The sequence below is a fragment of the Vibrio frigidus genome (assembly GCF_042465995.1).
Taxonomy (GTDB): domain Bacteria; phylum Pseudomonadota; class Gammaproteobacteria; order Enterobacterales; family Vibrionaceae; genus Vibrio.
This window is the reverse complement of record NZ_JBCDMC010000005.1, coordinates 80,829-94,813: the sequence shown is the minus strand read 5'-3', so window position 1 is coordinate 94,813 and position 13,985 is coordinate 80,829. Positions and strand designations below refer to the sequence as shown.

The window sequence follows — 13,985 nt, the reverse complement described above, 5'->3', positions numbered from 1 at the left end:
TATCCTTATTATTTAGTACATCGTATTGCCATTGAGATTTTCATTAGGGATCTGTTGAATAGAATCCCAGTGCTCTACAATCTTACCGTTTGTGTCGAAACGGAAGAAGTCCATCGTCACGTACTCGTCATGATCGGGCCAAACTTGATGCGTATGAAGCGCGACCATTACTCCTTCCGCGACAGCACGTACAAAGGTGATCTCTTTCTCGGGATACTCATCTTGCATTTGAGTAAAATATTCTATGAATGCTTCCTTGCCATTTCCAACGAGCGGGTTGTGTTGGATATACTCATCTCCAACATATTTTTCTATGGCTTTCCTAGGTTCACCTAAATAAGCCATCCTATAAAAATTAACCGCGTTCTTTTTGTTATTCTCTATGCTCATATTCCCTAGCCCTTAAATTTATTATCCGTAAATCATAAACATTACTCTTGGTTTAATATAACGTTTTATAATAAAAACGTCAGGGTTTCAACAGACGGAGTAATGTGCACATCAATACGTTTCAACCAACACTGCATCGAAACAACTATTACACTTTAAGTGAAAGCACCACTTAACTAGTCAACGAGCAATAGGATTGAAATTAGAAAAAAAAAAACGACTCTAACGAGCCGCTTTTTTGTCTACCATCAACTATTTATTACGACTAAATTAAGTCAATTTGTGATCAATTACTTTATTGGATTGGTGTCATTACATTGGGTCATTAACTTGAATAACTAACTTACCAAAATTCTTACCCTCAAGTAGACCAATGAAAGCTTCTGGTGCTTTATCTAACCCTACAACGAGTTGCTCTTTATATTTTATCTTTCCATCTTTTAGCCATGTCGCCATATCAGCCGCGAACTCATTATACCGATGGCCGTAGTCGTCAAAAATAATAAAACCCTGCATCTTGATTCGCTTAATGAGCAACGTCCCCATAAGCATAGACATACGATCTGGGCCATCTGGTAGAGACGTCGCGTTATATTGTGATATGAGGCCACACAACGGAATACGAGCAGCCGTGTTGAGTAAAGGCATAACCGCATCAAACACCTTGCCGCCTACATTTTCAAAATAGACATCGATACCTTTGTCACACGCCTTCGCTAACTGTTGTTGGAAATCTTTAGATTTATGGTCGATGCACTCGTCAAAACCGAGCACCTCTTTAGCGTATCGGCACTTCTCTTCGCCGCCAGCAATACCCACCACTTTACATCCCTTAAGTTTACCAATTTGCCCTACTGTCGCCCCAACAGGCCCAGTAGCAGCGGCAACCACTATCGTCTCACCTACTTTAGGCTCGCCAATATCAAGCAAGCCCATATACGCCGTAAACCCTGGCATACCCATAATGCCTAGCGCGTAAGATGGCGCTGTCGGCTCTTTGCCTAATTTAAGCAATTCCTGTCCATTGGACAGTGCATAGCTTTGCCAACCTGTATATGCCAATACCCATTCACCCGCATCAAAGTTGTCATTTTTACTCTCGGCTACCTGACAAACCGTTGCGCCAACCATGACATCGTTAATGGCGACGGGTTCAGCATAGGACTTCGCATCATTCATTCGGCCACGCATATATGGGTCCAATGAAAGATAAACGGTGCGCAGTAATACTTCACCTTCCGCTGGTATTGGTTTTACGACGGATTCTAAGCGAAAATCATTTTCCGTTGGTGCACCAACAGGGCGAGAGGCGAGAACTACTCGAGAATTATTTTGTTGAGCTGACATTATCATTCCTTAACGGTTTTATTAGACTGGCTTTAAATTAGACCAGTCGTCTAGTGTTATTATCTAAAAAGCCCACCAGTCGATTGGCGGGAACTTAACAAATTTAGAGAACAATATCCCCAGAGAGAATACGTTCTGATGTAAGTAAGGCTTGTTCTAGATTTGATACATCTTTGGTGAGTTTATGCATCAACGCAGCCCCTAACCAAAGGTTATAAAGAAATTGCGCCGTGTCTACGCTATGGCCTACTTTGATTGATCCGTCCTGTTCACCTGCTGAGATACAGTTCGCGACCAGTGCCACTATCTGATTCGCTCCCTTCATCAACACCAATCGCATCGGTTCTGACAGATCTGAGATTTCGGCGCTAAGTTTAACGACTAAGCACCTGTTCGCACCGCAGTCCGCTTGACCTGTACCACCCCACATTTTCCAATACTGAATGAGATTATCATAGGCCGAATTACTTTCTTGATTGAACAATGCTTCTAAGCGCTCAAAATAATTTAGAAAGTAATCTTCTATTAGCGCCTCACCAAACTGTTCTTTCGATTTAAAGTAATGGTAAAAAGAACCTTTCGGAACTTCGGCATGCTTGAGCAGTTGTGCCAACCCAACGTTAGTAAACCCCTTTTCTACAACTAGGTTGTATCCAGTGTCCAAAATATGTTGTTTGGTATCTTTGTTTTCTGTTTTCATGCGCCAACAATACACCCAATTAGACCAGTCGTCTAGTAGCGTCAGAAGAAAAGCACTATTATCGCTATCTTTATCTATTTGATCCGGCGCATCTAACATTTTTTGACGTAGATTAAATGGTAATATAAAACCAATAAACGATTTCTATAGTTTCTTTCTACGGTAAAATTCATGCTCGATAAAATGGCTTTCTTTATCTATGTTGTTCGCACAGGTTCCATTTCCGCTGCCGCTCGGAAAGTCAATATATCGGTCTCGGCGGGAAGTCGTTGGCTGCAAGAACTTGAACAAAGTTTTGGTGTACCCCTTTACCGACGCAATAATCGCTTACTCAACCCCACACCTGCCGGACAAAAGCTTTTCCGAGAGTTCTCTTCTGTTGTTGACCACGCTGAAACCTTATGTTTACAGATGCAAGATTTCCAACAATGCGACAAAGGCCATATCGATATTGTTTGTACCCCTGTCTACGCTAACCATTACCTGATGGAAAAAATCAATCGTTACTTACTTTTAAACCCTGACGTAACATTCAATATAAATATTACCCCGTGGGCACTCGATTTTGCCGCTGACAGTGACTTGTCAATCAGTGCAAACACCGTATATCAAGGTTACCGAGAGAGAGACCTCCACCTTGTGCGACGAGAATTAATGAAAAGCCCGTTTGTCGTTGTCGCCGCGCCAAATTATCTCGCTCGTCACGCCGCTCCTTCGTTACCTGAGGAGTTAACGACGCATCAATGCCTTTTTGCGACCACTTTAACGGGCAGCAATGATTGGGCATTTACTAAAGGGGATGAATGTCAAATCGTTAAGATTCCGACGACATTAGAAGTGAATGATAGCGATCTGCTACTTCAGGCTGCCATTTTGGGTTCCGGCATCGCCTATTTGCCTGATTTTATCGTTAAACATGCGATAGACAGTGGGGAACTTGTCGTATTATTAGAAGAGTTTGAAACTAGTATATGGAGCCTCAATATCCACTACCATCCGCCAGCTTCAGCCTCGCCTGTTGCTATCCATTTCAAAGAGTTTTTATTGGCTAAATCTTAATCCGTATAATCACGCCCCTTTCAATCACTATTATATTAACGTGAAGCAGTAAGCGACTATTTCAGAAAAAGGATGGTTTCCAGAGCCCAAATAAAGTGTTATCTCGTGGCATCTAGTTACGATTAACCTAATTTGTGAACACTACAACTCAAATTTGTAGCCAACACTGTAGATCGACTTAACGTAATCACAGTTATTATCGATCTCCTGCATTTTCTTCCTTAAGTTCTTAATATGGCTGTCTATAGTTCTATCCGTAACTATGCGGCCATCGTCGTAAATATGATTCATCAACTGCTCGCGGCTATATATCCGTCCTTCATTCTTGTACAAAAAGTGTAGCAATTTAAATTCTGCTGGGGTTAACACTAATTCTTGTCCAATCAACAGCACTTTCATAGAGGGAGCATCAATACGTAATTTTTCTTGTTCAGGTGTGTGATGTCCCAGTAATTTATCACTTCTTCTCAATACATTTTTAATACGAGCGATCACCTCACGCGGACTGTACGGCTTACAGATATAATCATCTGCACCCAACTCTAATCCTACCAACCGGTCAATTTCATCAACCTTAGCCGTCGCCATAATCACAGGTATTTGCGAAAATGTTCTTAACTCTCTAAAAATATCTAAACCGTCGCGTACTGGTAACATCAAGTCGAGAACAATCAAGCTTGGATGATTTGCTCTTATCCAAGCTATCACATCACCACCATTGTTGATCTGGAACGATTTCATACCTGAATGGTCAATGTAGTCACACAACACGTTCGCTAACGTCGGTTCGTCTTCAACCACCAATATGGTTCTACTATTTCCTATCGTCATTTTTACGCCTTTCGCTTCGGTAATTGAATTTCCATCTTCAGCCCACCCAGTTCGGAATGACTCGCGGTAATGGTTCCGTCATGGGCCTCCACAATATTTTTACATATCGATAATCCAATTCCAGAACCACCGCTTGCTCTACTTCTGGACTTATCTACTCGATAAAGTCTGTCAAATAGCCTTGGTAAAGAGTCTTCTGGCACATTTGGATAACTGTCTTGAAATATTACCTTAATACTCTCTTTCTCTTGAAGTATTGAAATAGATATTGTACCCGGTTGATCAGTATAACGGATGCTGTTCTCCATCAAATTTAGAAATAGTTGTCTAAGGGCTTTTCTATCACCTTGAATTTTCGGGACAATATCAAGCGAGCTACTCAACTTAGTCATCATATGCTTTTGTTTGAGACGCAACTCATTTTGACTGACTACATCAGCCACAATAGCTGAAATGTCATTTATATCAGATAACTCAAAATTCACGCCAGAATCTGACAACGACAGTTCGTAAAGATCATTAACTAATTTACCGAGAATCATGACTTGTTGATGCAAAGAGTCAATATATTGTGGTTCCGGTTTTCTAATACCATCTTGAATGGCCTCAATTTCACTTTGCAACACAGCTATTGGCGTTCTTAACTCATGTGAGATATCAGATAACCACTGCTCTCTATCTGATTTCTGCTTTTTAAGCGCTTGAACAAGCTGATTAAATGCCAAGGTTAACTGAGCTAGCTCATCGTTGCCTTTCGACTGTAATTGAAAATCTAAATCACCTTGTTCAATAGCGATAGCCCCTGCTTGCAAGGCTTTCAGAGGTTTTAAGAAATGACGAACTAGATAAAATGCGATAATAAAAGAGAACAAAATTGTAAGAGCGATCACCGAGAAAGTATTCTTACTTTGCTGCTGAAAAAAGCTCTCTGCTAGGCTTTCAGAAATACTTTTGCTTTGAAGTATACTTACCCAACCCACCACTTGATCGTCGACAATAACCTCAACTTTCACCTGTTTTACCGTTTCAGAATCGTAGCTTAAGTTTTCAGGTATGCCTAAGATTGATTGATTATTCATGTCCAAAAGGTTCGTTCTTACACCTAGCGGGACAAGCACTGTATCCTTTGTAGTGTCTGGATTTGTGTGTCGAGGTGGTCTATCTTGGCGGCGACCTGGTGGCCCATTACCTTGACTAGCCTGCGGTGGTGGTGCTTCTCCGAATTGATCAAGAATATCTCCCCATAGATAGGGAGCAGAAACGAGGCGCTGCCAACCAAATATTGGCGAGTAATAACCTTTTAGCTTGTTAGCGATCAGTTCTATTTTTTCAACTTCTTTGTTATTTAAATAACTCTGTAGGCCGTCTTGAAAACTCGAATTTATAAACCAAGTCATTGTTCCAAGCATGACTACACACACAAGTAGGATAGAAACAAACAGTTTAGTAAAGATAGACAATCGCACAAATGCACCACGTATTTATAAAATCTTAGCAAGTATACGGTGGCTGACTATTTTTGCTACGACCGAGTCTGAATCTTCACAATTTCTCCATAATCCTCACCTATTTATTCCTACAAAAAGAATCGCTTCCCCGTTAATTAGGCATGTTATAAGATGATGACAATTCAACTCACCGAACACTATGCAAATGAAAATAGTCGCTGTAACCGCCTGTCCAACAGGTATCGCACATACTTATATGGCTGCTGATGTGCTGCAAAAAGAAGCCAATCGACAAAGCATCCCCATAAAAGTAGAAACACAAGGTGCCATGGGTATTGAAAATCAACTGAACGCTATCGATATTGCCAACGCCGATGTCGTACTGATCGCTTCTGATATTGAAATAGAGCAAAGAGCGCGGTTCACTGGCAGTAAAATACATTGCGTCACGATTGAAGAAGTATTGATTGACGCATGCCGAGTCTTGACTCGCTGTAAAGAACTGTAGTTATTCACAATGCGTATAGAACGAAGAATTACTTTTATTATTGGTCTTGAGGGTTTTGCGGCTTGGAAGTTGAATCGATTGAAAATGCTCTCCAGTTATTTTCGCTCGGTCGTTATTTTAAAAAATATTTCTAATGGAAAGAGTGTCAACGCCGAGCATACACTGCAGGTAATCAGTATTGGTAGCCAACAGAATCACCTCTGCCAGCTTTGGATAGAGGGTTCAGACGCTGAACTAGCATGCATGGTGCTGACCGATTTTATAGCGGATCAGTTCGAAATTGTGAATACATCTCATGAAAAAACCGAGGAGTTTAGCTATTCAGTAATAGCAAAACACCCCGCGTTTTCACTACCATTTTCAATCACCTATGGCTTTAAGCAGTTCCAACCCTCTACTTCTATGGAGAAATACGCACTCATATCAAAGATATGTCACATGCTCAATGCAAGGCATGCACAACCGATATTTGATGCCATGGTAAAAAGAGAAGCTATCTCTTCTACGTGCATTGGTCATGGTATAGCCTTGCCGCATATTATGGTTGAAGGTATTGATCAGCCTTCAATAGCCGTGATTAAGCTATCGACACCTGTCGACTGGTATTCAAAACAAGGTCATGTGAATACGATCATCGGTATCGTCATCCCTGCTCCTGCCGAAATGCCGGTTATCAAAGCTTGCACTCAGCTTACTCGAAAACTACTTGATGAAGCGTTCTGCCAACTTGTGACTTCCACGTCTGAACCCGAGGCGTTAAAAGCAATACTTCTCCACATCATGGCAAGGCAATAAGCATTTTTTGGTCTAAAACCCTTCTAATACAATTTTTCCCTTCGCTTTTTGCGACTCTAGCAATCCATGAGCCTTAATGATGTTGTTTGCATTGATGGTGCCGAAGTGGTCACCCACTGTGGTTTTAAGTAAGCCTTCATCAATCAACTCAGAAACCTCGTTGAGCAAGTCATGTTGTGCCTGCATATCATCGGTTTTAAATAATGAACGAGTAAACATTAACTCCCAATGTAATGAAATACTCTTACGTTTTAATGCCAACACATCAAGCGATGCAGGATCATCAATCAAGCCAAACTTACCTTGTGGTGCCAATGATTCGACTATCTCACCATAATGTTGCTCGGTGTTATTTAAACTAACCACATAATCGACGTTATCGAATCCTATCTTCTTGAGTTCTTGGCTAAGGGGCTTGCTATGGTCGATGACATGATGCGTGCCAAGTTCCTCTAACCACTCTTTGGTTTCAGGACGAGAAGCCGTACCAATAATCGTCAAGCCAGTAAGACGCTTCGCAAGTTGAACCATTATAGAGCCCACACCGCCAGCAGCACCGATAATCATAATCGACTTATCGTTGGTTTTTTTACCCACTTCTACTTCTAGGCGCTCAAACAACATCTCCCATGCAGTAATAGACGTTAATGGCAACGCTGCCGCATCAGAATATGACAGGCTTTGCGGCATACGGCCGACAATACGTTCATCAACTAACTGAAATTGGGCGTTGCTCCCTGAACGTGAGATATCACCGGCGTACCAAACCTTGTCCCCTACCTTGAATAACGTCACATCCGTACCCACGGTTTTAACCACACCCGTCGCATCCCAACCAAGAACTTTCCACTCATCCTTTTCCGCAGACGCGTTATTGCGCACCTTTGCGTCAACTGGATTGACGGAAATTGCCTTCACCTCAACAAGAACATCGTGTCCTGTTGCCGTGGGCATTGGTAACTCAATGTCTTGCAACGCGTCTGCTTGATTAATAGGTGACGCGTGTTGATAACCGATAGCTTTCATTGTGACTCCGAACGTTGTGGTGGAATTAGACACTCATTTACGAGTAACTTAAGTAAGCCTAGTTTATTTGACATGAAACGTTTGAAAAACTAGAGTCTATTAACATCTATTTCAAAAAAAATTTGAAAATGAAAGCTCTTCATGATTTTAGAATATTTATAGAAGCGGCCAGACTCAGCAATCTATCTGAAGCGGCACGAAATATGGACCTGACACCTGCTGCAGTGAGTGCTTGTATCAAAAGGCTAGAGGCTGACATTGGCTGCTCTTTGTTTATTCGGTCAACACGCAGGTTAAGATTGACTCAACAAGGAGAGTTATTTCTGGCGAGCTGTCAACAGGCTCTCACATTGATTGACGACAGCTATTCACAAATACAGAATGGCCAATCTGAGCTTAGTGGTCTTTTGCAACTCTCTATGCCATCCGACACAGGTCGAAATATAATATTGCCTTGGTTAGATGAGTTCATGCAAAAACACCCCCAAATCACCATGCGAATTCAACTGTCCGATAGTTTCGCCGACCTTTATAGCCAACCTGTCGACGTTGCTTTGAGATTTGGTCACCCAAAAGACTCTAGTGTGGTCGCGTTACCCATTGCGCGAAAGAATTTTCGTATTCTCTGCGCTTCACCTGAGTATATCGACACGTTTGGCGAACCCATTTCACCTCACCAACTTAAGCACCACAATTGCCTTTGTTTTACTCTGGATGATGCCCTCCACACTCGTTGGCGTCTCATCAAGGATGGGCTGGAGGAGTCGGTTGCCGTGTCGGGGAATCTGATGACCAATGATGGTGACGCGGTTCATCGATGGGCGCGAGCAGGAAAAGGCATTGCCTTTAAATCCATCATCGACATCGGTGAGGACTTACAAAGTGGTCATTTAGTTCGTTTGTGCCAGGATTGGCAAGGTTCACCAACGCCACTCAACATGATTTGCGCGGATCGAAAACAACTCAACCCAACCATCCAGGCGCTTCGAGAGCATCTGATTGCCAAATGCAACGGCCTATTTCAGGCATTACATTATTAATGACTAGAGTCTATTGAACTTACCCCATACCTCGATATTCGCTTGGGGTATGGCCAGTTTTATTTTTGAATACACGAAAAAAGTAATTCACATCTTGAAAGCCACATCGCGTCGCCACCTCTGACAATCGAAAGTCGTATCGTCGTAGCATGAATTTGGCCCGATCGACTCTTACCCACGTTATGTAATCGGCCAATGTCATATGCCCTTGTTGGCGAAACAATCTAGAAAGGTGATTAGGGGAAATATTGAATCGCTCCGCGATGCTGGAGCGAGTAATCGTACGATGAAAGTTCTCTTGAATATGGATACAAATCCCTTGATACATATCCTCGCCTCGTTTCTTTGCGCTGTGCGCAGGGTCAGAGATCATGGTCTGCGCATAGCTCATCAACGCTGTAAGAAGGTATTCATCCATTGGGCTCTTCCTAGGCTCGCGCCCTAACGCGTTTAACGCCTCTAGGATATGGTCAATCGCATGGCCTGTACGCGTCTGAATGCTGTGTTTTTGTACATCAAAAAATCCCGTTTCGTTCTTATTTTTACTGACCAGACTAAACCCAAGTTGGCGACGACCGAACAACAAACTCAGTACTGAACAATCCGTATCCCAATCGGGTTTATTCCAACAGTTCGGTGGAATGTAAAGGGCATCGCCCGTTAGCACTTTAACGCTAACGATACCCTGATCAGGATCTTCGATTTGATTAACATATTCTCCACTTATCACTAACTCAAGCCTTGGAAAATTCACCTGATAACTAAACTGTGGAGGCGTCAAATTATCGGTCGCAAACCATATTCGATTGAAGCTTTCACGCTCAGACAGTAGCGTTTCTATTAAACTATGAAAAACCGTGCTCATTACAACCTCAATAAAATAGTGAACCAGAAAAAAACGATTAATAACACGGTAATTTCGTGAGCCTACGCACGTTTCTCTTGCCTCACATCAAGTCACTTTAATCCAGAACTCAATATAAAGAAAGAAAATGTACATTTTATTAACAATAGTATTTATCATATTATGTTTTTAACTAATTGATATAAAAGAGTATATATAGAATTACTTTCAATGCAATGAAAACACCTGTTTCACGCTCTAGTTCACACAAATTTTAGTAGGTTACAATTATCCAGTAAATGTCTTCCTCGTACACTATCCGAATCAACGGAATTCTACGAAAATAGTAATAACAAACAGGGTAAACACTTAATAGCGACAAACATGGAGACAATATTATGATCACCGAGTTAATCAATGAAAAATTGATTCGTCTTGATCTTAAAGCTACGAATAAAAAAGATGTATTCGTAGAGTTAATTGACGTATTACACGCAGAAGGACGCATCAGCGACAAAGAACAGTTTTTAGCCGATATAAACGCACGTGAAGAGCTAGGAAATACGGGATTTGAAGATGGTGTCGCCTTACCACACGCGAAAAGTAGCGCAGTCACTAAACCCGCTGTTATTATTGGTGTCAGTAAATCAGGCATCGATTATGGCGCTGAAGACGGTAAGCCTTCTAAACTTTTCTTTATGATCGCCTCTCCAGACGGCGGATCTAATCACCATATTGAAGTGCTTGCTGAACTATCATCTAAACTGATTCAGAATGGATTCATCGAGCAATTTCTTAAAGCAAAAACAGAAAAAGACGCGTTAAAACTGCTATTGAAAAAAGTAGAGCCCGCGGGAAACAACCCGGTTGCTGACAAAGGTTTTCTCATTGGTGTAACAGGTTGCCCTGCAGGTGTTGCGCACACCTATCTAGCTGCTGAAGCACTCGAAAGAGGCGCAGCAGAGCTAGGTTATGAAATTAAGGTTGAAACCAACGGCTCTATTGGTGTGAAGAACTCACCAACATCAGAAGAGATCGAAAAAGCGGATGCGATAGTTGTCGCTTGTGACAAGCAAGTTGATATGAGCCGTTTTGCTGGCAAAAAATTAATCGAAACGAGCGTTAAAGCCCCTATTAGTGACGCGAAGGGATTAATTACAAAAGCACTGAGTGCTCCAACTTATAAGGCAGACGGAAAAGAGAGCAGCGACACACCTAGCTCTATTTCAAAAACGCGCGGAGAGTTATATCGTTACTTGATGAACGGTGTATCTCACATGATCCCATTTGTGGTTACTGGTGGTCTATTGATCGCGCTTGCACTTGCGATTGGTGGTGAACCTACCGAAGCGGGTATGGCTATTCCTGCGGGCAGTCTATGGAATAAAATTTTAGATGTTGGTGTTGTTGCGTTCACATTGATGATCCCTATTCTAGCGGGTTATATAGCTTACGCTATTGCAGACCGTCCCGGCCTTGCACCAGGATTAATCGGCGGCTGGATTGCCAACAATGGTTCGTTCTATGGCGCAGAAGCCGGAACCGGATTCATCGGTGCGATTATCGCTGGTCTATTGGTTGGTTACTTTGTCCGTTGGTTAACAAGTATTAACTATCACAAGTTTATTCAACCGCTCGTTCCAATCATGATTGCTCCGATCCTTGGTTCGTTGTTTATCTCTGCATTATTTATCTTTGTCATTGGTGCGCCAATTGCAAGTTTAATGGATGGCTTGAATGCACTTCTAACGAGCATGAGCACAGGTAACGTTGTTCTGCTTGGTATCGTCCTTGGTGGTATGGCAGGCTTTGATATGGGTGGGCCTTTCAACAAAGTCGCCTTCTTATTCTCTGTCGGCATGATCGCAAACGGACAAACTCAGTTCATGGGTGCAATGGCTTGTGCGATACCAGTCGCACCATTAGGTATGGGCTTAGCCACAGTACTTGGACGGAAACTGGACCTATTTGAAGCCTCTGAAACTGAAGCAGGTAAAGCGGCAGGTGCGATGGGCTTAGTGGGTATCTCGGAAGGGGCAATACCTTTCGCCGCTCAAGACCCGATGTCTGTAATACCAGCCAACGTGCTTGGTTCAATGGTCGCTGCAGTTATGGCTTTCTCCTTTGGCATTACGAATAGCGTTGCACACGGTGGTCCAATCGTTGCGTTATTAGGGGCAATGAATAAACCCCTTCTTGCTATAATGTGTATGGCCGTCGGTTCTATTGTTACCGCGCTCGTTTGTATTGCATTGAAAAAAATACGCCAAGGCAAGACTGAAACTGCGTTAGCATAATCGTTAAGCATCACCGCTAAAGTTTCAATCTGTTCATAAACCCTCCTAGTATAGGAGGGTTTAGTTTTAATACAAATTTGACATTAATCAATACAATTACTATAAATGTATTTATTTCGTATTATCACTGCATTTCTATTCAAAAATAGCGTAAACTACGTTTAATTTCACCATTCAAATTAAATCCAGATATTCGGAAGGGAACATCATGACTCAGGCAAAAAATCCGTGCTTTTTCCCAATGCAAAACGTTATTCAAGACTATGCATGGGGTAGCCGAACTTCAATAAACCAACTATTTGACATTGAAAATCCAGACAACAAACCGCAAGCAGAAATCTGGATGGGCGCCCACCCTAATGGTTGTTCTAAGATAGTTGAAAATGGTGAAGAACAATTGCTTTCCGATTTTATCAATTTAGATAAATCTGGTATTTTGACCCTAGGAACCGATACTCAATTTGGTGAACTTCCTTATTTATTTAAAGTCCTTGCGGCAGCAAGTGCGCTTTCAATCCAAGTCCATCCAAGCAAAGAACAAGCAGAAATAGGGTTCCAAAGAGAAGAGCAAGCCGGTATTCCCCGCACCGCTGGTAATCGAAACTATAAAGATCCTAACCATAAGCCAGAGTTAGTTTACGCACTGACATCATATCAAGCGATGAACGGTTTTAGAGAAATCACTGACGTCGTTGCACTATTCGATAAAGCGAACGTGCAAACCATTCAAAGTATTGTTGATACTTTCAAGGCATCTATTGATGAGGTCGGCCTTGAAGTCTTCTTTTCTGCACTGCTTTCATTAAAAGGCGAAGTTAAAGAAACAGCCGTTGCTGAACTGCTTGCATTTGCTAAAGCACATAAAAACGATCCACTGTTTAGTCTAATCCTAGAGCTTTCTGAACTATACCCAGGAGACATTGGTCTATTCGCTCCATTGATGCTTAACGTTATTACACTGCAACCACGCGAAGCTATGTACTTAGATGCCTGTACTCCTCATGCCTATCTAAAAGGCACCGGCTTAGAAATCATGGCTAACTCAGATAACGTGTTACGCGCAGGTTTAACACCTAAGTTTATTGACGTTAAAGAGCTTGTAAAATGTACTATCTTCAAAGAAAAAAAGGCGAGTACGCTGCTGGCAAATCCAATTGACCAAGACGGCGGACTTTTTTACCCGGTTCCTGTCGATGATTTTAAATTCGCGGTATTCGAAGATATCATTGGTCTTACGCTTCGCACCGACAGTGCTGAAATCTTGCTTGCACTAGATGCAGAAGTAACACTCACTCATTTAAGTGGAGAGTCGGTAACGTTCAATAAAGGTGAATCCGTATTCATTCCTGCCTATACGGGAAAATACCAAATCACTTCAAAGGGCCGCGTGGCTCGCGCATTCAACTAACGACTAACTACACGTTAATCGCTTCGTTAAAAAATAAAAACCAGAGACTTTAAAGCCTCTGGTTTTTTGTTATGCATGATTCCATCTAATACCGTTGCCAATAGAATCTCTCTTAGTAAAACATCGTCGATTTTATCTATTAAATTAGGCCACAATACTTGCCTATTAAAGCCTTAGTACGTTATTTCACCTGAAAACACTTCGATACCACTCACTTTATGATATCAGTAGATTATGAAATTGCTTGTTAACATAAATATCTGTAATGTTTCCTAGGCAAAAAATAGATATT

Annotated in this window: 13 protein-coding genes; 6 read left to right on the top strand and 7 right to left on the bottom strand. The window is 41.9% G+C overall.

Annotated features, from left to right (window positions below):
- Positions 1-12 precede the first annotated feature (12 nt).
- From AACW90_RS09900 to AACW90_RS09890, 3 genes are all read right to left on the bottom strand, one after another.
- Positions 13-390, bottom strand: coding sequence for a nuclear transport factor 2 family protein (locus AACW90_RS09900; RefSeq protein WP_390233749.1), 378 nt, complete (start codon positions 388-390; stop codon positions 13-15).
- A 312-nt stretch (positions 391-702) separates the two neighbouring features.
- Positions 703-1,737 (bottom strand): NADPH-dependent curcumin/dihydrocurcumin reductase, encoded by a 1,035-nt coding sequence (gene curA / locus AACW90_RS09895; protein ID WP_390233746.1) that lies wholly within the window; start codon positions 1,735-1,737, stop codon positions 703-705.
- Between the two features lie 103 nt (positions 1,738-1,840).
- Entirely contained in the window at positions 1,841-2,437 is a 597-nt protein-coding gene (locus AACW90_RS09890) for a TetR/AcrR family transcriptional regulator (protein WP_390234324.1), read from the bottom strand.
- 171 nt (positions 2,438-2,608) lie between these two features.
- On the opposite strand from AACW90_RS09890, the gene AACW90_RS09885 reads away from it, so the two are divergent.
- Entirely contained in the window at positions 2,609-3,496 is an 888-nt protein-coding gene (locus AACW90_RS09885) for a LysR family transcriptional regulator (protein ID WP_390233743.1), read from the top strand.
- Between the two features lie 141 nt (positions 3,497-3,637).
- Here AACW90_RS09885 and AACW90_RS09880 read toward each other — a convergent pair whose 3' ends face one another.
- Together AACW90_RS09880 and AACW90_RS09875 are read right to left on the bottom strand one after the other, a co-directional pair.
- Positions 3,638-4,327: a response regulator gene (locus tag AACW90_RS09880; protein ID WP_390233740.1), complete on the bottom strand. Its 690-nt coding sequence runs from the start codon at positions 4,325-4,327 to the stop codon at positions 3,638-3,640.
- Positions 4,328-4,329: 2 nt separating this feature from the next.
- On the bottom strand, positions 4,330-5,793 hold the full coding sequence (locus tag AACW90_RS09875) for an ATP-binding protein (protein WP_390233737.1): 1,464 nt from the start codon (positions 5,791-5,793) through the stop codon (positions 4,330-4,332).
- 187 nt (positions 5,794-5,980) lie between these two features.
- Here AACW90_RS09875 and AACW90_RS09870 point away from each other — a divergent pair, with 187 nt between their 5' ends.
- Both AACW90_RS09870 and AACW90_RS09865 read left to right on the top strand, forming a co-directional pair.
- Positions 5,981-6,283, top strand: coding sequence for a PTS fructose transporter subunit IIB (locus AACW90_RS09870; protein WP_275138242.1), 303 nt, complete (start codon positions 5,981-5,983; stop codon positions 6,281-6,283).
- 9 nt (positions 6,284-6,292) lie between these two features.
- Positions 6,293-7,078, top strand: coding sequence for a PTS sugar transporter subunit IIA (locus tag AACW90_RS09865; RefSeq protein ID WP_390233734.1), 786 nt, complete (start codon positions 6,293-6,295; stop codon positions 7,076-7,078).
- Positions 7,079-7,090: 12 nt separating this feature from the next.
- On the opposite strand, the gene AACW90_RS09860 is transcribed toward AACW90_RS09865, so the two are convergent.
- A complete protein-coding gene (locus tag AACW90_RS09860; protein ID WP_390233732.1) occupies positions 7,091-8,104 on the bottom strand; it encodes a zinc-binding alcohol dehydrogenase family protein in 1,014 nt (337 codons plus the stop codon).
- 128 nt (positions 8,105-8,232) lie between these two features.
- Between AACW90_RS09860 and AACW90_RS09855 the strand changes: the two genes are divergently transcribed.
- Positions 8,233-9,144 carry a LysR family transcriptional regulator gene (locus AACW90_RS09855; protein ID WP_390233730.1) on the top strand — a complete coding sequence of 304 codons (912 nt, stop codon included), beginning with the start codon at positions 8,233-8,235 and terminating at the stop codon, positions 9,142-9,144.
- 19 nt (positions 9,145-9,163) lie between these two features.
- Here the strand turns inward: AACW90_RS09855 and AACW90_RS09850 are convergent, their stop codons facing one another.
- Complete coding sequence (locus AACW90_RS09850) at positions 9,164-10,009, bottom strand: helix-turn-helix transcriptional regulator (RefSeq protein WP_390233728.1); 846 nt, start codon at positions 10,007-10,009, stop codon at positions 9,164-9,166.
- A 377-nt stretch (positions 10,010-10,386) separates the two neighbouring features.
- On the opposite strand from AACW90_RS09850, the gene AACW90_RS09845 reads away from it, so the two are divergent.
- Together AACW90_RS09845 and manA are read left to right on the top strand one after the other, a co-directional pair.
- Positions 10,387-12,285, top strand: coding sequence for a PTS fructose transporter subunit IIABC (locus AACW90_RS09845; protein WP_390233725.1), 1,899 nt, complete (start codon positions 10,387-10,389; stop codon positions 12,283-12,285).
- A 208-nt stretch (positions 12,286-12,493) separates the two neighbouring features.
- The gene (gene manA / locus AACW90_RS09840) at positions 12,494-13,693 is read left to right on the top strand and encodes a mannose-6-phosphate isomerase, class I (RefSeq protein WP_390233723.1); all 1,200 of its coding nucleotides are present in this window, start codon (positions 12,494-12,496) and stop codon (positions 13,691-13,693) included.
- Positions 13,694-13,985 lie beyond the last annotated feature (292 nt).

What these genes read in the sequence shown, in the direction of transcription:
- AACW90_RS09900 (WP_390233749.1), bottom strand. Translation starts at nt 390, where the DNA reads ATGAGCATAGAGAATAACAAAAAGAACGCGGTTAATTTTTATAGGATG.
- curA (WP_390233746.1), bottom strand. Translation starts at nt 1,737, where the DNA reads ATGTCAGCTCAACAAAATAATTCTCGAGTAGTTCTCGCCTCTCGCCCT.
- AACW90_RS09890 (WP_390234324.1), bottom strand. Translation starts at nt 2,437, where the DNA reads ATGAAAACAGAAAACAAAGATACCAAACAACATATTTTGGACACTGGA.
- AACW90_RS09885 (WP_390233743.1), top strand. Translation starts at nt 2,609, where the DNA reads ATGCTCGATAAAATGGCTTTCTTTATCTATGTTGTTCGCACAGGTTCC.
- AACW90_RS09880 (WP_390233740.1), bottom strand. Translation starts at nt 4,327, where the DNA reads ATGACGATAGGAAATAGTAGAACCATATTGGTGGTTGAAGACGAACCG.
- AACW90_RS09870 (WP_275138242.1), top strand. Translation starts at nt 5,981, where the DNA reads ATGAAAATAGTCGCTGTAACCGCCTGTCCAACAGGTATCGCACATACT.
- AACW90_RS09865 (WP_390233734.1), top strand. Translation starts at nt 6,293, where the DNA reads ATGCGTATAGAACGAAGAATTACTTTTATTATTGGTCTTGAGGGTTTT.
- AACW90_RS09860 (WP_390233732.1), bottom strand. Translation starts at nt 8,104, where the DNA reads ATGAAAGCTATCGGTTATCAACACGCGTCACCTATTAATCAAGCAGAC.
- AACW90_RS09855 (WP_390233730.1), top strand. Translation starts at nt 8,233, where the DNA reads ATGAAAGCTCTTCATGATTTTAGAATATTTATAGAAGCGGCCAGACTC.
- AACW90_RS09850 (WP_390233728.1), bottom strand. Translation starts at nt 10,009, where the DNA reads ATGAGCACGGTTTTTCATAGTTTAATAGAAACGCTACTGTCTGAGCGT.
- AACW90_RS09845 (WP_390233725.1), top strand. Translation starts at nt 10,387, where the DNA reads ATGATCACCGAGTTAATCAATGAAAAATTGATTCGTCTTGATCTTAAA.
- manA (WP_390233723.1), top strand. Translation starts at nt 12,494, where the DNA reads ATGACTCAGGCAAAAAATCCGTGCTTTTTCCCAATGCAAAACGTTATT.